The organism is Actinomadura macra NBRC 14102 (assembly GCF_001552215.1).
Lineage (GTDB): Bacteria > Actinomycetota > Actinomycetes > Streptosporangiales > Streptosporangiaceae > Spirillospora > Spirillospora macra.
Window position 1 is genome coordinate 337,128 of record NZ_BCQT01000017.1, and the last position, 21,694, is coordinate 358,821.

Below are 21,694 nucleotides of genomic sequence, written 5' to 3' on the forward strand. Positions count from 1 at the left end.
CAAGCTCGGAACTGGCTTCGCACGCGATCGCAACGTTTTGGTTGTTGAATGCTGAGGTTCGGACGGGTGATTCCTCAGTTGCGCTCTCCGCCCTTCTCGGTGCCCTTGGCCGACTCGGCCGACAGGGTGGCCGCGTCGACGTGTGGGGCGGTGGTCACCGAGCGCTTGAGCGCGCTGCCCTTCACCCAGTCGTTCCAGTTCATCTGCCAGAAGCCCCAGCCGTTGTCCGGTTCCAGAGGCCGGCTCGTTCCCGTCACCGTCACCGGGTCGCCCCGGTAGGCGTGCTTGTAGAACCAGGCGGCGTTGGACGGGCTGATGTTGATGCAGCCGTGACTGACGTTCTCATGCCCCTGGCTGCCGACCGACCACGGCGCGCTGTGGACGTACTCGCCGCTGCCGGAGATCTGCACGGACTTGTACACGGTCAGGCTGTAGTACCCGGCGCAACCGGGACCGCACCCTTCCCACTCCGACGTCATCACGGTCGGGTCCTTCTTCGCCATCGCCAGGTGGATGCCGTTGGTGGTGGTGTACTTGCGGACCCCGCCCCGCCCCATGCTGGTGGGGATCGTCCGCACCTTCTTACCGTTGAACCTCACCACCATCTTGTGACTGTCCTCTCCAACCGTGGAGAGATGCTCATCACCGACCTGGAAGTCGACGGTGTGGTTCTTCCCGCCGTACACGTTCTGAGCGGTCTGGACACCGCTCAGATGGGCCCGGAAGCTCACCTTGGTGTGCGTGGGCCAGTACTGCTTGGGACGGAACACCACCTGCGGCCCCTCGTCGCTCTGGAACCAGTGCCAGGCACCTTCGACGGGCTTGTCAGAGCGCACCTCCAGCGCACGCTCCACCGCCGCTCTGTCGGTGACCTTTCCGGCGAACTTCAGGATGATCGGGATGCCGACGCCTACCGTCTCCTTGTGGAACGGCGCCTCCAGGTCCGCCTTCACCGTCTTCTTCACCGCCGCGGTGACGAACCGGCTGCCGACCGTCCGGCTCTTGCCGTCCTTGCCGACGGCCGTGGCGCTCACCGTGTAGTTCTGGCCCGGGTCGAGCGTCCAGCGCGAACGCCATTGCGTCCTGTCCGCGCTGAGGTCGCCCTCCACGGGGGTCCCTCTGGTCGAAACCGTGACATTCTCGATTGTGCCGCTGCGCGCCCGGACGGCGATCTGGCCGTCCGGCCTGAGCGCGCCGCCGCTTCCCGGCATCACTGCGAGGCCGACGGCGTCCTTTCCGTCCGCGGCGTTGTCGCCGGAGCACGCGGCGGCGGCCCCCGCCGCCAGCGCCGCACCGGCGAGCACCGCGGCAGCCCGCCTTCCCCGGCCTTCTGGTCCTGAGCCACCGACCCGCACTGTGGACCCCCCGGTCGTCCGCTGGGCGAGTGAATCGTCTGCCCAGCCCGGTAGCGGGAACGACGCCCAGATGAAAAGGCCGGTACCCACAAAAATGTCGGCACCGGCCCCTCTTGGGCTTCTTTTACTGCTCAGTGGGCGAAATGACCCCGGTAGTACTCGAAGACCAGACCGATCGTCGCCATGATGACCGCGGCGGCACCGAGGATCACCAGCCACCAGCCGAACACCACGCCGAGCGCCACAGACGCCGCCGCCAACGCCAGGTACAGCGGCCACCAGCTGTGCGGGCTGAAGAAACCCAGCTCCCCGGCCGCGTCGGCGATGTCGCCGTCCGGGTCGTCCTCGTACAGCGGGCCGTTGTTGGCCCGCTCAAGGCGCCGGACGGTGAAGTGGATGTAGAAGCCGATCAGTCCGGCGAGGCCGATGGCGAGGGCCAGAGCGGTCGTGCCCGTCCAGTCACCGGACCACAGCCAGTACACGACATCGGTGGCGAGGAAGAAAACCGCGCAACCATAGAACATGAACGCCTGGACGCGCATTGCTACTCCCCCCTCGTCCCGGCCAACTCGCCCTTGGCACCGACGTGCGGATGGTGCAGGTCGAACGCGGGCCGCTCCGAGCGGATCTTCGGGATCGAGTTGAAGTTGTGCCGCGGTGGCGGGCACGTCGTCGCCCACTCCAGCGAGGACCCGTAGCCCCACGGGTCGTCGACCTCCACCCGCTTGCCCTTCTTCGCCGTGATGTACACGTTGTAGAAGAACGGCAGCATCGACAGGCCGAGGATGAACGAGAAGATCGTCGAGACCTCGTTCAGGCCCTGGAACTCGCTGGCGTAGTCGGCGTACCGGCGCGGCATGCCCTCGGCGCCCAGCCAGTGCTGGATGAGGAACGTGCCGTGGAAGCCGATGAACAGCATCCAGAAGTGGATCTTCCCGAGGGTGTCGTTCAGCATCTTGCCGGTCCACTTCGGCCACCAGAAGTAGAAGCCCGCGAACATCGCGAACACCACGGTGCCGAACACGACGTAATGGAAGTGCGCCACGACGAAGTAGGAGTCCGACAGCTGGAAGTCCATCGGCGGCGACGCCAGGATGACGCCGGTGAGACCACCGAACAGGAACGTCACCAGGAAGCCGAGCGACCACAGCATCGGCGACTCGAACGTCAGCTGTCCTCGCCAGATCGTCCCCACCCAGTTGAAGAACTTCACCCCCGTGGGCACGGCGATGAGGAACGTCATGAACGAGAAGAACGGCAGCAGCACCTGGCCGGTCACGAACATGTGGTGCGCCCACACCGTCACCGACAGGCCCGCGATACTGATCGTCGCGAACACCAGGCCGATGTAGCCGAACACGGGCTTGCGGCTGAACACCGGGAGGATCTCGGTCACGATGCCGAAGAAGGGCAACGCGATGATGTAGACCTCCGGATGCCCGAAGAACCAGAACAGGTGCTGCCACAGCAGCGCCCCGCCGTGCGCGGCGTCGAACACGTGCGCGCCGAGCTTGCGGTCGGCCTCCAGGGCCAGTAGCGCCGCGGCGAGCACCGGGAACGCCAGCAGCACCAGGATGGAGGTCAGCAGGATGTTCCAGGTGAAGATCGGCATCCGGAACATCGTCATGCCCGGAGCGCGCATGCACAGGATCGTCGTGATGAAGTTGACCGCGCCCATGATCGTGCCGAAGCCCGACATCGCCAGGCCCATCACCCACATGTCGCCGCCGACGCCCGGCGAACGGACCGCGTCCGACAGCGGGGCGTAGGCGAACCAGCCGAAGCTGGCCGCGCCCCCGGGGGTCAGGAAGCCCGCGATGACGATCAGGCTGCCGAACAGGAACAGCCAGTACGCCAGCATGTTCATCCGCGGGAAGGCCACGTCCGGCGCGCCGATCTGCAGCGGCATGATGACGTTGGCGAAACCGGCGAACAGCGGCGTCGCGAACATCAGCAGCATGATCGTGCCGTGCATGGTGAACAGCTGGTTGAACTGCTCGTTGCTCACGACCTGCAGCCCCGGCCGGAACAGCTCGGCGCGCATCACCAGCGCGAGCACACCGCCGAAGAGGAACATCACGAACGACGTGATCAGGTAGAGGTAGCCGATCACCTTGTGGTCGGTGGACGACATCCACGAGGCGAGGATGCGCCCCTTGCTCGTCCGCGACGCGGCGACCGGCGCGCTCGGTGCGTGACTGATCGTGGTCACTGGGCACCCCCCGCGGCCAGTGCGGCCTTCGAATCGGCGATGAACTTGGCGTACTGCTCGGGCGGCACGACCCGCAGCTGGAACAGCATCCGGCTGTGGTCGACGCCGCAGAGCTCGGCGCAGCGGCCCTCGTAGGTGCCCGGCTTGTCCGCGGTGAACTCGAACTCGTTGGTGTAGCCCGGCATGACGTCCTTCTTGTAGAGGAGCGCCGGAACCCAGAACGAGTGGATGACGTCGTTGGAGTGCAACCGCACCCGGACCGTCTTGCCGGACGGAATCGTCATGACCGGCTTGGCGCCCGTGGAGGCGTTCGGCGAGACCGGCTGGCCGACCACGGAAGCGACGGTCTTCTCCTGACCGCCGACCTTCTCCTTGTAGTCGAACTGCCAGCTCCACTGGAAGCCCGTGACGTCGATGACGACCGCTGGGTTCTTCGTGGTCTTCTCGACGTAGTCCTCGTCCCGGACGGTGAAGAAGAACAGCACCGCGATGATGACGAACGGGACCGCCGTGTACAGGATCTCGATCGGCATGTTGTAACGCACCTGCGGCGGCAGGTCATCGGAGCGCTTGCGGTGGAACAGCACCGCCCAGATGATCAAGCCCCAGACGACGGCCCCGACGGCGAACGCCGCGATCCAGGACCCCTGCCAGAGCTTCAGCATGCGCTCTGCCTGGGGACCGATCGGCTCGGGCATGCCAAGGCGGGATGCCTCACCGCTGCACGCGGTGGCGGTCAGCGCCAGCAGCCCTAGCGCGCCGGCACTTCTCAACGCGCGGCGACTGCGCACAGGCGTACGCCGCTCCCTAGAGCGGGTCGGACTCACGGAATGCCTTCCCCACGGATGAAAGCCCGGTCGGCCGGGCGGGTGAGAACACTTGTTACACGTGTGGTGGACACCCTAGCGCGAGGGTCGCGCGAACCCCCGATCGGGTGCCCGGTTAGTGTTCTGGCGTGGCCGACTTCAGCGCGCCGGGCTCGTACTTCGACGCCGCCTCCACCGAGCCGCCGCATCCGGCGGCCCGGTCGGCGCTGCTGGAGGCGCTGGACGCGGGTTGGGCCGATCCCGCCAGGCTCTACGGGACGGCCCGGAGCACCCGCATGCTGCTGGACCGGGCCCGCGCGCGCGTGGCCGGCGTCCTGGGCGCCCGTCCGGACGAGGTGTCGTTCACCTCTTCGGGCACCCAGGCGGTGCACCTGGCGGTCCTCGGGGGGCTCCAGGCGCGCCGGCGGGTCGGGCGCCACCTTGTGGTGAGCGCCGTCGAGCACTCCAGCGTGCTGCATGCCGCCGAACTGCACGAGCACGACGGAGGCGAGGTCACCACCGTCGGCGTCGACCGGACCGGCCGGGTCGACCCGGCCCGGTACGCCGCGGCCCTGCGCCCGGACACCGCGCTCGCGTGCCTCCAGTCGGCCAATCACGAGGTCGGCACCCTCCAGCCCATCGCCGAGGTCGCCGCCCGGTGCCGCGCCGCGAACGTGCCTCTGGTCGTCGACGCCGCCCAGTCACTCGGCCGGACGGACGTCCCGGATGGCTGGTCCTTCCTCGCGGGCAGCGCCCACAAGTGGGGCGGCCCCGCGGGCGTCGGCGTCCTCGTGATCCGCAAGGGCACCCGGTGGCGCTCCCCCCTGCCCGCCGACGAACGCGAAGGACGCCGCGTCCCCGGGTTCGAGAACGTCCCCGCCGTCGCCGCCGCGTCCGCCGCGTTGGAGGCGTACCGGGCCGACATGGCGGACGAGGCGCCCCGCCTGTCCGCGCTCGTCGACCTGATCCGTCAACGCGTCGCCCGCGATGTCCCCGATGTCGAGATCGTCGGCGACCCCGACCGGCGACTCCCACACCTGGTCACCTTCTCCTGCCTCTACGTGGAGGGTGAGGCACTTCTCACCGAACTGGACAGGTTGGGTTTCGCGGTTTCCTCGGGTAGCTCGTGCACGGCGGATACGCTGCGACCCAGTCACGTGCTGGAGGCGATGGGAGTGATTACCCATGGGAACGTGCGGGTATCGCTGCCGCGGGGCACCAATCCCGCGGACGTCGAGCGTTTCCTCGCCGTCCTCCCCGGCATCGTCGCCCGGCTGCGCCGGTCGACGTCGGACACGCTAGAGACAGGGAGGCGGTCGCGCCCATGAGGTTCCGAGGCCGCGCCAAGAGCGAGGAGCCGTCCCCCCCCGAGCCGGCGGGGCCACCGCCGGTACTGGTCATCGACGCGCTCGGCCGCAAATGCCCCATCCCGATCATCATGCTCGCCGAACGCATCCGCGAGGTCCCGGTCGGCGAGATCGTCGCCGTCCTCGCCGACGACGCCGCCGCCCGCACCGACGTCCCCGCCTGGTGCCGCATGAAATCCCAGGACTTCGTCTGGGAGGAGGCCCTCCAGCAAGGCGGCTGGGGCTTCCACATCCGCCGCACGTATTGATGGCGCCGCCTTCCCTCGCCGGTCGGGAGGCTGTTGAGAAACGGGCTTTGCCGGTTGAGAAAGTGAACGGCCGCGTCCTGTCGGACGCGGCCGTTCGGTTTGCTTGTGCCCGGGCTACGGGTTGGGGCAGATGACGTGGGGGGCGACCTCGCCGGCGGCGTCGGTGCCGTAGGCAGTGGCGAAGCGGTCCAGGAACGCCTGGCGGGACAGGGTGTACTCCTGCGGGCCCGCGGCCTCCAGGGCGTGTGCGGCGATGGCGTTGCCCACCTGCGCGGCGCGCTCCAGGGGCAGGCCCCAGGCGGTGGCCGACAGGAACCCGGCGCGGAAGGCGTCGCCGACACCGGTCGGGTCGACGACGGTCTCGACGGACACGGCGGGGACGTGCAGGCCCTCCTCGCCCTTACGGTCGATGACGACGCCCTTGGCTCCGAGGGTGGTGACGCGGACGCCGACGCGGGACAGGATCTCCTCGCCGGTCCAGCCGGTCTTCTCCTCGCAGAGGGCCTTCTCGTACTCGTTGGTGAACAGGTACACGCCGCCGTCGATCAGGCGGCGGACATCCGCGCCGTCCATCCGGGCGAGCTGCTGGGACGGGTCGCCGGCGAACGGGATGCCCCGGACACGGCACTCGTCGGTATGCCGGAGCATGGCCTCGGGGTCGTTGGGGCTGACCACGACGAGGTCGAGGCCGCCGACGCGGTCGGCGACCGGGCCCAGCTCGATCGAGCGGGCCTCGCTCATCGCGCCGGCGTAGAACGTGGCGATCTGGTTCTGGTCCTGGTCGGTGGTGCACAGGAACCGGGCGGTGTGATGTAGCTCGGACACGTGCACCGAGCCGGTGTCCACCCCGTGCCGGTCGAGCCAGGAGCGATAGTCGGCGAAGTCGTCGCCGACGGAACCGACGAGGATCGAGCCCTTGCCGAGGCTTCCCATCCCGAAGCAGATGTTGGCGGCGATGCCGCCGCGGCGGATCTCCAGCTCGTCCACCAGGAACGACAGCGACACCTGATCGAGTTGATCGGGCAAGAGCTGATCGGTGAACCTTCCGGGGAAGGTCATCAGATGGTCGGTGGCAATGGAGCCAGTCACGGCGATGCGCACGGCGTCGCTCTCCTCGTCGTGGTCGTCCGGCTGTTCACCGGCTGTTCAACCCGGAAAAGACTACTTCCCATCGGACCACACGTCGCCGCCGCACGCACCCCGCGACGGCGAAGGGCGGCCCGGAACCAGTGTCCGGGCCGCCCTTTGCGTGACGCTTGAGCCGCGCTCAGTTGAACGAGTCGCCACAGGCGCAGGAGCCCGAGGCGTTGGGGTTGTCGATCGTGAACCCCTGCTTCTCGATCGTGTCGACGAAGTCGATGGTGGCGCCGGTCAGGTAGGGGGCACTCATCCGGTCCACCCGGACCGAGAGGCCGCCGAAGTCCTGAATCTGGTCCCCGTCCATCTCCCGCTCGTCGAAGAAGAGCTGGTAAATCAGACCGGAGCAGCCTCCCGGCTGCACGGCGACACGCAGCGCAAGGTCGTCACGGCCCTCCTGCTCGAGCAGGCCCCTGGCCTTCTCGGCGGCGGCGTCGGTGATGATGACGCCCTGCTGCGTGGTCTCCTGCGTCGTCTCGCCTGAAACCGTCATGTGTTCAGCTCCCGGGTCTGCCGCGCCGCGGGTGCGGCGAACTGTCGCTTGTTCCGAGGACGTCGAACGACCTCTCTTTGTTAGGACAACGTACCTCGCTACAGGCCCATTCCGCTTATCCGCCCGGTTTAACTCCCCTGGCAGGTGCGGTCTACGTCACACCGCCGGACTCCGCCGGATGTGCCATGATTAGTCGTCAAAGCGACGATAAGTCCCCGTCGCAGGAGGGAGACTCCCGTGACCACTCCAGTGCGTGATCTTCCGCTGCTGCTGCTCGGCAGCGGCGCCGACCCGGCCAGCGAGCGTGGTGTGGACTGTCCCGGCGAGCTGCCGCCCGCGTCCGATCCGCTGCTGGTCGAGCGCGCCGCCGCCGCGAAGGCCGCGCTCGGCGACCGGGTGTTCGTCCTCGGCCACCACTACCAGCGCGACGAGGTCATCCGCTTCGCCGATGTCACCGGCGACTCGTTCAAGCTCGCCCAGCAGGCGGCGGCGCGGCCCGACGCGCCCTACGTGGTGTTCTGCGGTGTGCACTTCATGGCGGAGTCGGCCGACATCCTGACCGCCGGCCACCAGCGGGTGATCCTGCCGGACCTCGGCGCGGGCTGCTCGATGGCCGACATGGCGACGTTCGACCAGGTCGAGGAGTGCTGGGACGTCCTGGAGGACGCCGGGATCGCCGATGACGTCGTCCCCGTCACGTACATGAACTCCTCGGCCGACATCAAGGGCTTCGTCGGACGGCACGGCGGCGTGGTCTGCACCTCGTCCAATGCCAAGCGCGCCCTGGACTGGGCCTACTCCAAGGGTAGGAAGGTCCTCTTCCTGCCGGACCAGCACCTCGGCCGCAACACCGCCGTTTTGGAGATGGGGCTTTCCCTGGACGACTGCGTCGTCTACAGCCCGCACCGCCGCGAGGGCGGGCTGACGCAGCGGCAGCTACAGGACGCCAAGATGATCCTCTGGCGCGGCCACTGCTCGGTGCACGGCCGGTTCAGCAAGGAGTCGGTGGACGACGTCCGCGCCCGCGTGCCCGGCGTCAACGTGCTCGTCCACCCCGAGTGCCGGCACGAGGTCGTCACCGCCGCGGACCAGATCGGGTCGACCGAGTACATCATCAAGACGATCGAGGCGGCCGAGCCCGGCTCCTCCTGGGCGGTGGGCACGGAACTGAACCTCGTCCGGCGGCTGGCGGGTGCCCACCCGGACAAGAACGTCATGTTCCTCGACAAGACCGTCTGCTACTGCTCGACGATGAATCGCATCGACCTGCCGCACCTGGTGTGGTCGCTGGAGTCCCTGGTGCGCGGCGAGGTCGAGAACGTCATCCAGGTGGACGAGGAGACCGCCCGCTACGCGCGGGTGGCCCTGGACCAGATGCTCGCCCTGCCGTGAGCTTCTGGGCGGTTCACAGGCCGGGGACATCCCACAGGGGGAACCAGCGGGCCGTGTCCTGCTCGACGGGCAGTTCATCGGTGAGGGAGTCGCAGGCACGCCTCTCCAAGGCGTTGTCGCGGCGCCCCCGATCCCCCGGCCCCTGGGACGCGCTGGGCGCGAAGGGGTAGAACGTCCCGCGTCCGTGCAGGTGGACGAGGAACAGCCGCCGGGAGGAGTCGCCCTGGCGGAAGCACACCACCGTGCACAGCAGGTAAGGGCCGTATCCTGCGGCGGCCAAGGTGGCGTTGACCAGGTGCAGGTCGCTCACGAGCCGGTCGAGAGCCCCGGATGGGCGGATGACGTGCGCCCATCCCCAGCCGTGGGGGCCTCGGCTCGTCCCGGTTTCGCGGGTCTGGTTCCCGGCGCTGGAGAGTCCGAGCAGCCGGGCCGCCTCGCGCTGCGCCCGCCCGAACGCGCCGAACGGGCCGCCCTCCACGAGACGGTGGCAGACGGCGCCGCCGCCGGTGGCGGTGAAGCCGGTCGCGGCGTCCAGGGCCGCCGCGGCGGCGGGCAGGGCGAACAGCCCGTCCAGGTCGGGCGCGGCGGGCGCGGGACGGCCGAGCAGGCCGTCCAGGAGGCCCACCGCCTCAGCCCCCGCTCGCGAGCCGACGGGAGATCGCGGTGAGCCGCTCCGTGCGCCGCGCCAGCGTCGGGTGGGTGGACAGCAGCCCGGCGGCGCCCTCACCGCGCGCCGCCGCCACACAGAGGGCCCGCACGGGGCGCAGCGCGCGCAGATCGTCCCGGGACGCGTCCCGCAGGCCGTCGTCGACCTTGCCGAGGGCCGAGGCGAGGTCGGCGGGACGGCCGGTCAGCAGCGCCCCCGTCGAGTCGGCGCACAGCTCCCGGTGCCGGGACAGGGCGAGCCCCACCAGCGTCCCCGCGCCGTGCAGCAGGGCCGCCGCCGCCGCGACCGGCAGCAGGACGAGCCCGCCGGTCCACACGACCCCGGCCATGGTGCCCTGCCCGCCCCCGCGGAACAGGTCCGTCCACCAGCCGAGGAAAAGGCCGGCGACCAGGGCCGGAAAGGAGGCGACGGCCGTGACGAGCACGTCCCGGTTGGCCACGTGCGCGGTCTCGTGGGCGAGCACCGCGGCGACCTCCGCCGGTTCCAGGCGGTCGCGCAGCCCGTCGGTGACGCACACCACCGCCGAGCCGGGCCCCGACCCGGCGGCGAAGGCGTTCGGGATGTCGAGCGCGGAGACGGCCAGGCGCGGCTTCGGCAACCCCGAGGACATGCAGAGCCGGTCCAGGACGGCGTGCAGCTCCGGTTCCTCGCTCGGGTCGACGAGGCGCGCGTCCATCGCGTACAGCGCCAGCCGGTCCGCCCACCGGGACGACGCCACCGCGAGGGCGACGGCGACGGCCGCCGCGGCGGTGCCCCACACCGGACCCGCGAGGAACGCGGGCAGCACCGCCGCCGCGTAGACGAGGGTGACGAGGGTCATCGTGGCGAGCATCCGCCAGGTCAGCCCGGAGTCGGGCGCGTCGCGCGTGGGCCCCATGATCCGACGTTAGGGCGGTCGCTCGGGACGATCAGCGTCGCATGACACAGAAGAACTCGACAGGGGGGCGAACAGGCCGGTCAGGGGCCGGTCAGAGGCCCGGCGCGCCCCAGACGGGGAACCAGCGGCCGAGGTCGTCCTCGAACGGCAGGTCGGCACCGACGGCGCCGCGCACCTGGAGTTCCAGCGCGTTGTCGCGCTTGTCGCCGGGCAGCGGAGCGAACGGGTAGAAGGTGCCGCGCTTGTAGAGGTAGACCAGCGCGAGCCGCTGCCCGTCGGGGCCGGTGAAACCGGCCAGCGAGCACAGCAGATGCGGCCCGAAACCGCCGGACTCCAGTGTCGCGTTCACCGCGTGCAGGTCGGTGACCAGATCGGGCAACTGCTCGGGCGGATGTTCTGCGAGCAGCCAGGTGTAGCCGTAGGAGTCGGTGCTGATCTTGACCTTGGGGCCCTCGTCGGCGTCCAGCAGTTCCTGGACGTCGCGCTGGAGCCGCGCGAACGCGCCCCCCTCGGCGGCGCGAAAGCACACCGAGCCGAGCCCGGTGGGCGTGAATCCGGTCGCCGCCTCCAGCGTGATCGCGGCGGTGGACAGCGCGAACAGCCGGTCGAGATCGGGTTTGACCGGCTTGGACCGGCCGAGCAGCGTGTCCAGAAATCCCATCAGGCTCCCCTACTGAGCTGGTCGGAGATCGCCGAGAGCTGCGCGAGCCGCCGGTCCAGCGGCGGGTGGGTGGAGAACAGCGAGGAGATGCTGAAGCCCTTGCCGAACGCCGGGGTGAAGAAGAAGGCGTTGAACGCCTGGGCGGAACGCAGGTCGTTGGTGGGGATCCGTGCGATCTCGCCGGAGACCTTCGTCAGCGCGCTGGCCAGCGCGGACGGGCGGCCGGTGAGCAGCGCGGCGGCCCGGTCGGCCGACAGTTCCCGGTAGCGCGACAGCGCCCGGGTGAGCAGGAAGCTGATCGCGTACGCGACGGCGCTCACCGCGACCACCGCGAGCAGGACGAGCCCGGTGTTCTGGTCGCCGTCCCGGCGGTTGAAGCCGCCCCACAGGCCCCACTGCAGACCGAACCGGGTGATCAGGCCGGCGCAGATGCCAAGGAACGAGGCGATCGTCATGACCGCGACGTCCTTGTGCGCGACGTGGGCCATCTCGTGCGCGAGCACGCCCTCCAGTTCGACCGGGTCGAGCCGGCGCAGCAGCCCGGTCGTGACGCAGACGACGGCCTTCTTCTGGTTGCGGCCGGTGGCGAACGCGTTGGGCAGGTCGGTGTCGGCTATCGCGACCCTCGGCTTCGGCGCATCCGACATGGCGCAGATGCGGTCGATGACGCCGTGCAGCTCGGGCGCTTCCTCTACGGACACCTCCCGGCCGTGCATGGCGAACATGGTCAGCCGGTCGGAGAAGAAGTACTGGGCGAGCAGGAACAGCACCGCGACACCCAGCGCGATCACACCGAACTTCGGCGCGACGACGAAGAACGCCGACACGAAGACGACGTAGACCAGCCCCAGCAGGAACATGGTCACGAGCATGCGTGACGTCAGCCCTCGGTCGGAGGCGTAACGCGTCTGGGCCATTCCGAATCCCCCAGTTCTCCCCATTCACTTTGTAGGAACGCACGAGACCCGGGTTTTGTGCCTGAACCGGCGGTGGAGCGGTCCCACGACCGGCCGGCGACGGTCCCCCCGCTAGTCGGGGATCAGCCCCTCGTCGCCCAGCATCGAGCGGACCTCGTCGATGTGCGCGTCCGCCGGGGGGAGGATCAGCTCGGACGGCGCCAGGCTGTCGGCCGGCAGGGGGGTGCCCACCTTCCGGACGTTGTCCAGCAGCGCGTGCAGCGCGGAGCGGAAGGCCGCCTCGTCGCCGGACTCGATCGCCGACTCCAGTTCGGCGTCGAGCGTGTTCAGCGCGGACAGGTCGTCGGCCGCCACGTCCAGCTGGCCCTCGCCCATCAGGCGGACGATCACTGGGCACCCCCCGGCTTCTGCGGCCACGGGGCCTGCTGCGGGGTGTCGTGCGGCTGCTGCTGGGACTGCGCGGTGGGCGACCCCTGGTTCAGCTCCTTGGGCGCGGGGCCCTGGCCCAGTTCGGCCTTGAGCCGCTCCAGCTCCAGGTCGACACCCGGCCCGGAACCCATCCGGTCGAGCTCGGCCTGGATGTCGTCCTTGGGTCCGGAGAAGTCCTCCAGGGCGCCGGACGCCAGCAGCTCGTCGATCGCCCCGGCGCGGGCCTTCATCGTCTCGGTCTTCTCCTCGGCGCGCTGGATCGCCAGACCCACGTCGCCCATCTCTTCGGAGATGCCGGAGAACGCCTCGTTGATCTTCGTCTGCGCCTCGGCGGCGGTGTAGGTCGCCTTGATCGTCTCCTTGCGGGTGCGGAACGAGTCGACCTTGGTCTGCAGCCGCTGGGAGGCGAGCGTGAGCTTCTCCTCCTCGCCCTGGAGCTGCTGGTACTGCGCGCGCAGGTCGTTCAGCTGGCTGTCCAGCCCGGAACGGCGGGTGAGCGCCTCGCGGGCGAGGTCCTCGCGGCCCACCTGCAACGCCTTCTTGCCCTGTTCGGTCAGCTTGTTCTGCTGGCCCTCAAGCTGGTTGATCTGCAGCTCAAGACGCTTGCGCGAGGTGGCGACGTCGGCGACCCCCCGACGGACCTTCTGCAGCATCTCCAGCTGGCGCTGGTAGGAGTAATCGAGCGTCTCGCGAGGATCCTCCATCCGGTCCAGGGCTTTGTTCGCCTTGGACTTGAAGATCATCGACATTCGCTTCATCACGCTCATCGCGCGGCGCCGGTCCCTTCGTGCTGTCGCCTCAGTCACAAACTGGGCTCAATGACCACTGCTGGGGTTCTTATCACCCTACGCGTTAACGCGCGAGGCAGCCACGATGTTCGCAGCCGGTAGGCTGAGCCCGTGTTCAAGCGTCGTACCCCGGAAGCCCCGGCGAATCCTCCTCAGGTAGTAAAGCCGGGAGGAAAGGGCCGCCCCACGCCGAAGCGCAGTGAGGCCGAGAAGCGCCGTCGTCAGCCCATCACCGCCCCCGCCTCCCGCAAGGAGGCATACAAGAAGGTCAGGGCGAAGCAGGCCGACGAGCGTGTCCGAGCCCGCGCGGGCATGGCCAAGGGCGAGGAGAAGTACCTGCTCAAGCGGGACAAGGGCCCCGTCCGCAGGCTCGCCCGCAACTACGTGGACGCACGCCGCACCTTCGGCTCGTACCTCATGTACGCGCTGTTCGCGATCGTGATCCTCAGCCTGATGCCGATCCCCGCCGCGCGGCTGTTGGGGCTGTTCGCCCCGCCGGTGGTGCTGCTGATCGTGCTCGCCGAGGGCGTGTTCCTGAGCCGGGGCATCAAGAGGCTCGCTGCGGAACGCCACCCGGATGAGGACACCCGGGGCGTCGGGCTGTACGCCGCCATGCGCGCCATGCAGATCCGCCGGCTGCGGATGCCGGCCCCGATGGTCAAGCCGGGCGAGAAGGACAAGGTCTGACCGGACTGTCCCGATCCACGTCCGGCTAGGGTTCGTGACCATGGAGTTCCGATACTTGGGCCGGAGCGGTCTGAAGATCAGCGAGATCGCGTACGGCAACTGGCTCACCCACGGCTCCCAGGTCGAGGAGGACGCCGCGCGCGCCTGCGTGCGGGCGGCCCTCGACGAGGGGATCACCACCTTCGACACGGCGGACGTGTACGCCGGCACGCGCGCCGAGGAGGTCCTGGGGCGCGCGCTCAAGGGGCAGCGCCGTGCGGGGCTGGAGATCTTCACGAAGGTCTTCTGGCCCACCGGCCCCGGCCAGAACGACCGGGGCCTGTCCCGCAAGCACATCATCGAGTCGATCGACGGCTCGCTCCGCCGGCTCGGCACCGACTACATCGACCTGTACCAGGCGCACCGGTTCGACCACGAGACGCCGCTGGAGGAGACCCTCAAGGCGTTCGACGACCTCGTCCGGCAGGGCAAGGTGCTCTACATCGGCGTCTCGGAGTGGCGCGCCGAGGAGATCGAACGCGCTCTGAAGATCGCGGACGAGATGGGCCTGGACCGGATCATCTCCAGCCAACCGCAGTACTCGATGCTGTGGCGGGTCATCGAGGAGGAGGTCGTCCCGCTGTCCGAGCGCGAGGGGATCGGGCAGATCGTCTGGTCGCCGATCGCGCAGGGCGTGCTCACCGGCAAGTACAAGCCGGGGCAGCCGCTGCCGGAGGGGTCGCGCGCCACCGACGACAAGGGCGGCGCCGACATGATCAGGCGCTACCTGAACGACGACGTGCTGACTCGCGTGCAGAACCTGCGACCCATCGCCGACGACCTCGGGCTGTCGATGGCGCAGCTCGCCATCGCCTGGACGCTGCAGAACCCGAACGTGTCGGCGGCGATCGTCGGGGCGTCACGTCCTGAGCAGGTGGCCGACAACGTGAAGGCCGCCGGGGTCAAGCTGGACGCCGACGTGCTGAAGCGCATCGACGAGGTGCTCGGCGACGCGGTCGTCCGCGACCCGTCGAAGACGGTCAGCCCGAGCTCGCGCCCCTGAACATGAGGGCCGCGGGGTCCACGACCCCGCGGCCCGGTGTGCTCGGCCTTGCCGTCCGTCTCGCCGGGCGGCGCCCGGGACAAGCGGCATGCCCGGCGCCGCGTGTCACACGGGGTCGTCCAGGCTCATCCCGTACACGACCGTCTCGCCGTCCAGCAACGTCACCTTGTCGACCTCGTCGGCGCGCAGGCCGCGCCAGTTCTCGCCCAGCCAGCTCTCCGCGTCCGCCTGGGTGGAGAAGGTCTCCTCCGACACCCCCGCCGGCCGCCCGTCGGCCCTCTCCAAACGCCAGCTCCACGCCATCGCTCTCGACCTCCCTCGTCGCGGTGAGACTAGTGCCTCGACGGCGTCATCCGATCAAGACGCGGCCTCGATCGCGCGGCGCAATGTCTCGGGGCTGGCCGTCTCGGTCGAGCTGAGCATGCGCCCGTTGACCCGCACACTGGGCGTGCCTTGGAGACCGGCCGCGATATACCCCTGGCTGACCGTCGTGACCTCGCTCGCGTGCCGCTGGCTCGTCACGCACTTCTTGAAGCCGTCGCCGGTCAGCCCGAACGGCACGGCATAGGAGACGAGGTCGGACGTGGCATAGCCCTTGTCGTTCAGGGACGGCGGCTGGTGCGCGTACAGCGCGTCCTGGTAGGAGAGCCAGCGTGCGCCGTCCGGCACGCAGCGCAGAGCCGCGGCCGCGCGCAGCGAGTTGCTGTGCGCGGGCTCGTTGGTCGAACCGAAGATCACGACCGGGCGGAAGACCACCTTCGCGCGGCCGGAGACCGCAAGGTCCTTGAGCATCGGGTCGTGCATGCGGTCGAACGCGCCGCAGTGCGGGCAGGCGAAGTCCTCGTAGACGTCGACGACGGGTCCGGTGACTCCCGGCCGCGCCATGGTGAGGCTGCCGTCGGGCCCGGGGGTGGCGAGCGCACCGCCCTTAATCTCGCCGGCCTTCGGCCGGGCCTGCGCCCCGCCTCCCCCACCTCCGCCGCCGTCGTCGTCCCGGGCGGCGAGCACGACGGCCGCCACCACGATCAGGACGAGCACCAGCCCGCCGGTGGCGAGGGCGATAGCCAGCCCGGCCCCGTTCCGCCGGGGCGGCGGGCCGACCGGGCCGACCGGGCCGACCGGGCCGACCGGGCCAGGCGGCCAGCCCGGGCCGTGGCCTCCCGGCGGCATGGAGGGCGGCGGCCCGTAAGGCGGGCCCGGCTGCTGCGGCCACGGTGTGTTCGGGGGATTGCCCACCGGGTCTCCTCAGAGGACGGCGCGAACTTCCAGGCGAGGGTATCCAGCGAAGACCCCTCTCCAGGGCGGCCGTAGAGTTCCGATCGACATGAATATCGAGCTTCGCGCCTTCGCCGGTCCGCGGGGATGGCCCGCTACCGGCTGCGGTTGCGCGTCCTGCAACCGGTTGCGCCTCGCCGGGATCCGGCACGAACCGGCCAGCATCCTCATCGACGGCTTGCCGCTGGAGGAGTGCGCCCGCGCGCTCGTGCCCGGCGGCTACGACGTGACGGGCCCGAGCGGCGGGCGCGCCTTGGTGGCGTCCGCGCCGGGGACGACCCCCGAACCCGTCGCGGACGTGGAGTACGACGCCGTCCTGCTGGACCTGGTCGGTTCGCCAGAGCACCTGGGTCATCTGCGCCACCGGGGTGCGGCCACGTCCAAGACGAAGGTCATGGCCGTACACGTTGACCACCGCATCTCCTCTCCTGCCGAGCTGGAGCGCCGTATGGCGTTCTGGAGGCATCCCCCAGCCGGCTCCTTCCGGACACTGCTGCTGGGCGGTGCCCGGTCGGGCAAGTCGGCCGAGGCGGAGCTCCGTCTGGCCGCGTGCCCGGACGTGACGTACGTGGCGACCGCCGCGATCCGCGACGACGACCCCGAATGGGCCGCGCGAATCGCCTCGCACCGAAGCCGCCGCCCCGCGTGGTGGCGGACCGTCGAGACCACCGACCTCGCCGGCGCCCTCAAGGCGGCGTCGGGCACGGTGCTGGTGGACGGCATCGGCACCTGGCTCACCGCGGCGATCGACGAGGCCGGCGCCTGGGACGACCCCTCGCGGGTGCGGCCCCGGCTCGACGACCTGGTCGCCGCCTGGCGGCGGACCCGCGCGCACGTGGTCGCGGTCACCGACGAGGTCGGGCTCTCCCTGGTGCCGGCGACACCGTCGGGACGGACGTTCCGCGATCTGCTCGGCCACCTCAACCAGCGGCTCGCGGCGGAGTCCGAGGAGTCGGCGCTGGTCGTGGCGGGGCGCGTCACGGAGCTGTCGTGACGGCGGGGCCGCGGCTGGCGATCACTCTCCTCACGATCGTCCCGCTCCGCGCAGGCGACCACGGCGAGGGGGTGGACCGGGGCACCGCCCGCACCGCCATGCTGGTCGCACCCGCGGTGGGATTGATCACGGGCGGGGCAGCCGCGCTGGTCCTGCTCCTGGGCGATGCGCTGGGGCTGTCGCCCCTCCTCCGCGCGGCCCTGGCCGTGGCCGCCACGGCGGTCATCACGCGCGCCCTCCATCTGGACGGCCTGGCCGACCTCGCCGACGGCCTGGGCAGCGGCCGTCCCGCGGCCGAGGCGCTCGCGGTGATGAAGCGGTCCGACATCGGCCCGTTCGGCGTGGTGGCGCTGCTGCTGACCATGCTCGTCCAGGTCGCGGCCCTGGCCTCCGCACCGCACGCGGTCACCGCCGCGCTCATCGCCGCCGTCACGGGCCGCCTGGCGCTCCCCTGGGCGTGCCGCGCCGGCGTCCCCGCGGCCCGGCCCGGCGGGCTGGGCGCCCTGGTGGCGGGGACCGTCCCCCCTCGGGCGGCCCTGCTGGTGACGGCCGCCACCGTCGTGGCCGCCGGCGCCGCCGGGGCCGGTCCCGGCGGCGCCGGCGGTGGTCTGCGCGCCGCCGCCGCGGTCGTCATCGGCGTGGCCGCCGCGGTCCTGCTGCTGCATCACGCCGTCCGTCGGCTGGGCGGTGTCACCGGCGACGTCCTCGGCGCCCTGGTCGAGATCGCCGCGACCGCCGCCCTGATCACCCTGGCCCGCTGACCGCACCAGCGGCCAGGCCCCGGCGCGCGTAGGCGCGGACATCGGCGTCCGGGTCCGTCCGGGCCCGTCCCAGCGCGTCGGCGACCTCGGAGAGGGCGGAGTCGCCGTGCAGCAGACGGGCCGACCGCAGGTGATCGGACAGCGAGATGACGGCGGCCTTGCGGACGTCCAGGTGCGGATCGTCCAGCGCCTTGACCAGCGGCCCGGCGGCGATCTCCGGGGCGGCGGGGGCCAGGCCGCGGGCCGCGCCCGCCCGGACCTGCCAGGCGGGGTCGTGCAGGGCGTCGGCGGCCAGGGCATCGAGCGGCGGCGGGCACCCGATGCCCGCGAGGGACTCAAGTGCGGCGGCCCTGACCAGATCGTCCCCGTCCCGGACGAGCGTGGCGAGCGCGTCGCCGGCGGCCGGTTCGCCGATCGTGCCGAGCCCGTGCGCGACCGCCACCCGCACCTCCCGGGAGGCATCGCGGGCGGCCCGCGCGACCACCCCGGCCGCGTCATGCGAGACCAGCCCGCGGACGGCCTGGAGGCGGACGCGGTGGTCGGGGTCGAGCAGGGCGTCGCGGAACACCTCCGGGAGACCGAGGCGCAGGGCGCGCAGCACGTCCAGGACGGCCGCGCGCACCTGCGCGTCCTGGCTGGCGAGGGCGCCGGACAGGGCACCCTGCACCTCCCGGGTCGGGGGAAGCACCTCGACCAGCTCCCGCAGTGCCGTCGCGGCGGCGTGGCGGACGGAGCCGTGGCCGTCGGCGAGCGCGACGGCGAGGGCGCCGGCGACACCGTCGGGGGCCACCTCGGTCAGTGTGGCCACCGCCGCGCGGCGGACTTTCGGGTCCGGGTCGTCCAGATAGGGGGTGATCGCCTCGACGGGCGGCTCCGTCTCGGCCAACCGCTGGAGTTCCAGCAGCCGCGGGGAGCGGCCGATGGCCATGGCCGGACGCGCGTCCCGGCCGTTCCCGGCGGGCCCGCCGGCGGCGACCGGAGCGGGCGCCGCCGGCGGCACCAGGACGACCGGTTCGCCCGCGGGCGGGACGGTGAACTCCTCGACCGGCACCAGGTAGGGCGCGACCGGGCGTTTGACGAACTCCATCGCCCCGTCGTCCCGCCGCCGCAGGTTCAGGTGGTACATCCAGGACGCGTCGTCGCGCTCGGGCAGGTCGGCGCGGTCGTGGTAGAGCCCCCAGCGGCTCTCGGTGCGGGTCAGGGACGAGCGGGCGGCCATCTCCGCGCAGTCGCGGATGAACGACACCTCGGCGCAGCGCATCAGCTCGTGCGGGGTCCGCGCCCCCATCGCCGCGATCTCCGCCTCCATGCGGGTGAACGTCTCGACGGCGATGTCGAGCTTGGCCCGGGTCTTCGGCGGGGCGACGTAGTCGTTGACGAAACGGCGGAGCTTGTACTCCACCTGCGGCTGCGGCGGCCCGTCCGGGTGACGGAGCGGCCGGTAGATCAGCTCGTGTGCCATCGCGATCTGGTGCTCGGGCAGCGGCGCGGCGTCCCGGCCCGCGCCGTGATGGGTGGCGGCGTGGGCGCCGGCCAGATCACCGAAGACGAACGCGCCGATCATGTAGTTGTGCGGGACGCAGGCCAGGTCACCCGCCGCGTACAGGCCGGGCACCGTGGTGCGGGCGTTCTCGTCCACCCAGACGCCCGACGCGGAATGGCCGCCGCACAGGCCGATCTCGGAGATGTGCATCTCCACGTCGTGGGTGCGGTAGTCGTGGCCGCGGCCGCTGTGAAAGGTGCCACGGGTCGGCCGCTCGGTGGTGTGCAGGATGCCTTCGAGCGCGCTCAGCGTCTCGTCGGGCAGGTGGGTGAGCTTGAGGTAGATGGGACCGCGCGCGGAGTCGATCTCGCGTTTGACCTCGGACATCATCTGCCCGGACCAGTAGTCGCAGTCCACGAAGCGCGTGCCCTCGGCATTGACCTGGTACCCGCCGAACGGGTTGGCGACGTACGCGCACGCAGGACCGTTGTAGTCCTTGATGAGCGGGTTGATCTGGAAGCACTCGATTCCGCTCAGCTCCGCGCCCGCGTGGTAGGCCATCGCGTGCCCGTCACCGGCGTTGGTGGGGTTCTCGTACGTTCCGTACAGGTAGCCGGACGCGGGCAGGCCGAGCCGTCCGCACGCACCCGTCGCAAGGATCACCGCTCCGGCCTTCACGGTGACGAACTCACCGGTGCGGGTGTCGAACCCCACGGCCCCCACCGCGCGCCCACCGGACGTGAGGACGCGCACAGGCATCACACGATTCTCGATCTGGACCTTCTCCCGGATGGACCGCTGCCGCAGCACCCGGTACAGGACCTTCTTGACGTCCTTCCCCTCCGGCATGGGCAACACATAGGCCCCCGACCGGTGAACGCGGCGGACCGCGTACTCGCCATGCTCGTCCTTCTCGAACTTCACCCCGTAGCGTTCGAGGCGCTTCACCATCGCGAAGCCGCGGGTCGCGGTCTGCCGGACGGTCGCCTGGTTGACGATGCCGTCGTTGGCCCGGGTGATCTCGGCGACGTAGTCCTCGGGGGTGGCCTTCCCGGGGATGACCGCGTTGTTCACGCCGTCCATCCCCATGGCGAGGGCACCGGAGTGCCGGACGTGCGCCTTCTCCAGCAGCAGCACCGACGCGCCGTGCTCGGCCGCGGTGATCGCGGCCATCGTCCCGGCGGTGCCGCCGCCGACGACCAGCACATCGCAGCTCAGCTCGCGCCGCTCCGCCATGGACGGGATCTCCATCAGACCACTTCTTTCTGGATGCGCGCCTCGGGCGCGCCCAGCGCCGCGAGGACCAGGTCACGGGACGCGGGGACCGGGAACTCCGCGGTGACGCCCGCCGCGCCCAGCACCACGACCCGGTGGCCCAGCAGCAGCGCCTCGTCCACGTCATGCGTGACGAACACGACGGTGGCGGGCGTGTCGGCGAGGACGTCCAGGAGCAGGCGCTGCATCGCCGCACGGGTCTGCGCGTCCAGGGCGCCGAACGGCTCGTCCATGAGGACGGCGCGGGGCGCGGCGGCGAGCGTCCGGGCGAGCTGGACGCGCTGCCGCATCCCGCCCGACAACTCGCGCGGCAGCCGGTCCGCGGCCTCGCCGAGCCCGACCCGATCGAGCCATTGCAGGGCCGCCGCGCGGCGCTTGGAACGCGGGACGCCGCGCAGCGACAGCGCCAGCTCGACGTTGCGGCGGGCCGACCGCCAGGGCAGCAGCGCGTCGTCCTGGAAGACGAGCGCGCGGTCGGCGGAGGTGCCCGTGACCGGCTCGCCGTCGGCGAGAACGCGCCCCGACACCGCCGGCAGCAGCCCGGCGAACGCCCGCAGCAACGTGGACTTGCCGCAGCCGGACGGGCCGACCACGACCAGGACCTCTCCCGCCGCGACCGCCAGGTTCAGCCCGGAGACGACGACACGGCCGCCGTACCCGAGCGTCACCCCCTCGGTTCGCAGGGACACCGCGCCCCGCTCAGCCTGCGGAGGGACGACCCTCCACACCCCCCGCCCGGCTTCGCCGCGCGTGTCAACATGTGGGGGAGCGACCCCCCACTCCCCCCGGCCGGCTTCGCCGCTCATGTCAACATGTGGGGGGGCGACC

23 protein-coding genes are annotated in these 21,694 nt (G+C 70.8%); 7 read left to right on the forward strand and 16 right to left on the reverse strand.

Features of this window, described 5'->3' with window-relative positions:
• Window positions 1-74 precede the first annotated feature (74 nt).
• The 4 genes from AMA02S_RS27620 to ctaC form a co-directional block, all read right to left on the reverse strand.
• The gene (locus AMA02S_RS27620; protein WP_067463259.1) at window positions 75-1,304 is read right to left on the reverse strand and encodes a L,D-transpeptidase; all 1,230 of its coding nucleotides are present in this window, start codon (window positions 1,302-1,304) and stop codon (window positions 75-77) included.
• A 182-nt stretch (window positions 1,305-1,486) separates the two neighbouring features.
• Entirely contained in the window at window positions 1,487-1,897 is a 411-nt protein-coding gene (locus tag AMA02S_RS27625) for a cytochrome c oxidase subunit 4 (RefSeq protein WP_067463262.1), read from the reverse strand.
• Between the two features lie 2 nt (window positions 1,898-1,899).
• Complete coding sequence (gene ctaD, locus AMA02S_RS27630) at window positions 1,900-3,567, reverse strand: aa3-type cytochrome oxidase subunit I (protein WP_067463264.1); 1,668 nt, start codon at window positions 3,565-3,567, stop codon at window positions 1,900-1,902.
• A complete protein-coding gene (gene ctaC / locus AMA02S_RS27635; RefSeq protein WP_067463267.1) occupies window positions 3,564-4,358 on the reverse strand; it encodes an aa3-type cytochrome oxidase subunit II in 795 nt (264 codons plus the stop codon). The genes ctaD and ctaC overlap by 4 nt, the downstream gene beginning before the upstream one ends.
• Window positions 4,359-4,522: 164 nt before the next feature.
• Between ctaC and AMA02S_RS27640 the strand changes: the two genes are divergently transcribed.
• Window positions 4,523-5,701, forward strand: coding sequence for a cysteine desulfurase family protein (locus tag AMA02S_RS27640; RefSeq protein WP_067463268.1), 1,179 nt, complete (start codon window positions 4,523-4,525; stop codon window positions 5,699-5,701).
• Window positions 5,698-5,988, forward strand: a complete 291-nt coding sequence (locus tag AMA02S_RS27645) for a sulfurtransferase TusA family protein (protein WP_084265643.1) — start codon at window positions 5,698-5,700, stop codon at window positions 5,986-5,988. The genes AMA02S_RS27640 and AMA02S_RS27645 overlap by 4 nt, the downstream gene beginning before the upstream one ends.
• A gap of 114 nt (window positions 5,989-6,102) precedes the next feature.
• Here AMA02S_RS27645 and AMA02S_RS27650 read toward each other — a convergent pair whose 3' ends face one another.
• Together AMA02S_RS27650 and AMA02S_RS27655 are read right to left on the reverse strand one after the other, a co-directional pair.
• On the reverse strand, window positions 6,103-7,089 hold the full coding sequence (locus AMA02S_RS27650) for a carbohydrate kinase family protein (protein ID WP_067463271.1): 987 nt from the start codon (window positions 7,087-7,089) through the stop codon (window positions 6,103-6,105).
• Between the two features lie 166 nt (window positions 7,090-7,255).
• Window positions 7,256-7,618, reverse strand: coding sequence for a HesB/IscA family protein (locus AMA02S_RS27655; RefSeq protein WP_067463274.1), 363 nt, complete (start codon window positions 7,616-7,618; stop codon window positions 7,256-7,258).
• Between the two features lie 237 nt (window positions 7,619-7,855).
• On the opposite strand from AMA02S_RS27655, the gene nadA reads away from it, so the two are divergent.
• Entirely contained in the window at window positions 7,856-9,010 is a 1,155-nt protein-coding gene (nadA, locus tag AMA02S_RS27660; protein ID WP_084265644.1) for a quinolinate synthase NadA, read from the forward strand.
• A 13-nt stretch (window positions 9,011-9,023) separates the two neighbouring features.
• On the opposite strand, the gene pspAB (AMA02S_RS27665) is transcribed toward nadA, so the two are convergent.
• From pspAB (AMA02S_RS27665) to AMA02S_RS27690, 6 genes are all read right to left on the reverse strand, one after another.
• Window positions 9,024-9,635, reverse strand: a complete 612-nt coding sequence (pspAB, locus tag AMA02S_RS27665; protein ID WP_067463277.1) for a PspA-associated protein PspAB — start codon at window positions 9,633-9,635, stop codon at window positions 9,024-9,026.
• Window positions 9,636-9,639: 4 nt separating this feature from the next.
• Complete coding sequence (locus AMA02S_RS27670; RefSeq protein ID WP_067463280.1) at window positions 9,640-10,554, reverse strand: M48 family metalloprotease; 915 nt, start codon at window positions 10,552-10,554, stop codon at window positions 9,640-9,642.
• Window positions 10,555-10,645: 91 nt separating this feature from the next.
• Window positions 10,646-11,215, reverse strand: coding sequence for a PspA-associated protein PspAB (gene pspAB, locus AMA02S_RS27675; protein WP_067463287.1), 570 nt, complete (start codon window positions 11,213-11,215; stop codon window positions 10,646-10,648).
• Window positions 11,215-12,132 (reverse strand): zinc metalloprotease HtpX, encoded by a 918-nt coding sequence (gene htpX / locus AMA02S_RS27680; RefSeq protein ID WP_067463288.1) that lies wholly within the window; start codon window positions 12,130-12,132, stop codon window positions 11,215-11,217. The genes pspAB (AMA02S_RS27675) and htpX overlap by 1 nt, the downstream gene beginning before the upstream one ends.
• Before the next feature lie 111 nt (window positions 12,133-12,243).
• Window positions 12,244-12,522, reverse strand: coding sequence for a PspA-associated protein PspAA (gene pspAA, locus AMA02S_RS27685; protein WP_067463289.1), 279 nt, complete (start codon window positions 12,520-12,522; stop codon window positions 12,244-12,246).
• Complete coding sequence (locus AMA02S_RS27690) at window positions 12,519-13,328, reverse strand: PspA/IM30 family protein (RefSeq protein ID WP_218005135.1); 810 nt, start codon at window positions 13,326-13,328, stop codon at window positions 12,519-12,521. The genes pspAA and AMA02S_RS27690 overlap by 4 nt, the downstream gene beginning before the upstream one ends.
• A 132-nt stretch (window positions 13,329-13,460) precedes the next feature.
• Here AMA02S_RS27690 and AMA02S_RS27695 point away from each other — a divergent pair, with 132 nt between their 5' ends.
• Both AMA02S_RS27695 and AMA02S_RS27700 read left to right on the forward strand, forming a co-directional pair.
• Entirely contained in the window at window positions 13,461-14,036 is a 576-nt protein-coding gene (locus AMA02S_RS27695) for a DUF3043 domain-containing protein (RefSeq protein ID WP_067463297.1), read from the forward strand.
• 40 nt (window positions 14,037-14,076) lie between these two features.
• Complete coding sequence (locus AMA02S_RS27700) at window positions 14,077-15,078, forward strand: aldo/keto reductase family protein (RefSeq protein WP_067463300.1); 1,002 nt, start codon at window positions 14,077-14,079, stop codon at window positions 15,076-15,078.
• 105 nt (window positions 15,079-15,183) lie between these two features.
• Here the strand turns inward: AMA02S_RS27700 and AMA02S_RS27705 are convergent, their stop codons facing one another.
• On the reverse strand, window positions 15,184-15,363 hold the full coding sequence (locus AMA02S_RS27705) for a hypothetical protein (protein WP_369688409.1): 180 nt from the start codon (window positions 15,361-15,363) through the stop codon (window positions 15,184-15,186).
• A gap of 72 nt (window positions 15,364-15,435) precedes the next feature.
• Window positions 15,436-16,314, reverse strand: coding sequence for a DsbA family protein (locus tag AMA02S_RS27710; RefSeq protein WP_067463306.1), 879 nt, complete (start codon window positions 16,312-16,314; stop codon window positions 15,436-15,438).
• Window positions 16,315-16,402: 88 nt separating this feature from the next.
• On the opposite strand from AMA02S_RS27710, the gene AMA02S_RS44360 reads away from it, so the two are divergent.
• Window positions 16,403-17,347, forward strand: a complete 945-nt coding sequence (locus AMA02S_RS44360; RefSeq protein ID WP_067463309.1) for a bifunctional adenosylcobinamide kinase/adenosylcobinamide-phosphate guanylyltransferase — start codon at window positions 16,403-16,405, stop codon at window positions 17,345-17,347.
• The gene (locus AMA02S_RS27720) at window positions 17,344-18,108 is read left to right on the forward strand and encodes an adenosylcobinamide-GDP ribazoletransferase (RefSeq protein WP_067463312.1); all 765 of its coding nucleotides are present in this window, start codon (window positions 17,344-17,346) and stop codon (window positions 18,106-18,108) included. The genes AMA02S_RS44360 and AMA02S_RS27720 overlap by 4 nt, the downstream gene beginning before the upstream one ends.
• Here the strand turns inward: AMA02S_RS27720 and AMA02S_RS27725 are convergent.
• Complete coding sequence (locus AMA02S_RS27725) at window positions 18,092-20,842, reverse strand: fumarate reductase/succinate dehydrogenase flavoprotein subunit (RefSeq protein ID WP_067463317.1); 2,751 nt, start codon at window positions 20,840-20,842, stop codon at window positions 18,092-18,094. The two genes, AMA02S_RS27720 and AMA02S_RS27725, sit on opposite strands and share 17 nt — an antisense overlap.
• Window positions 20,842-21,555 carry an ABC transporter ATP-binding protein gene (locus AMA02S_RS27730; protein ID WP_245667863.1) on the reverse strand — a complete coding sequence of 238 codons (714 nt, stop codon included), beginning with the start codon at window positions 21,553-21,555 and terminating at the stop codon, window positions 20,842-20,844. The genes AMA02S_RS27725 and AMA02S_RS27730 overlap by 1 nt, the downstream gene beginning before the upstream one ends.
• Window positions 21,556-21,694 lie beyond the last annotated feature (139 nt).

Coding starts and splice junctions, on each gene's coding strand:
- AMA02S_RS27625 (WP_067463262.1), bottom strand. CDS start 1,897: ATGCGCGTCCAGGCGTTCATGTTCTATGGTTGCGCGGTTTTCTTCCTC.
- AMA02S_RS27645 (WP_084265643.1), top strand. CDS start 5,698: ATGAGGTTCCGAGGCCGCGCCAAGAGCGAGGAGCCGTCCCCCCCCGAG.
- AMA02S_RS27655 (WP_067463274.1), bottom strand. CDS start 7,618: ATGACGGTTTCAGGCGAGACGACGCAGGAGACCACGCAGCAGGGCGTC.
- AMA02S_RS27670 (WP_067463280.1), bottom strand. CDS start 10,554: ATGGGGCCCACGCGCGACGCGCCCGACTCCGGGCTGACCTGGCGGATG.
- pspAB (WP_067463287.1), bottom strand. CDS start 11,215: ATGGGATTTCTGGACACGCTGCTCGGCCGGTCCAAGCCGGTCAAACCC.
- htpX (WP_067463288.1), bottom strand. CDS start 12,132: ATGGCCCAGACGCGTTACGCCTCCGACCGAGGGCTGACGTCACGCATG.
- AMA02S_RS27690 (WP_218005135.1), bottom strand. CDS start 13,328: ATGAGCGTGATGAAGCGAATGTCGATGATCTTCAAGTCCAAGGCGAAC.
- AMA02S_RS27700 (WP_067463300.1), top strand. CDS start 14,077: ATGGAGTTCCGATACTTGGGCCGGAGCGGTCTGAAGATCAGCGAGATC.
- AMA02S_RS44360 (WP_067463309.1), top strand. CDS start 16,403: ATGAATATCGAGCTTCGCGCCTTCGCCGGTCCGCGGGGATGGCCCGCT.
- AMA02S_RS27725 (WP_067463317.1), bottom strand. CDS start 20,842: ATGGAGATCCCGTCCATGGCGGAGCGGCGCGAGCTGAGCTGCGATGTG.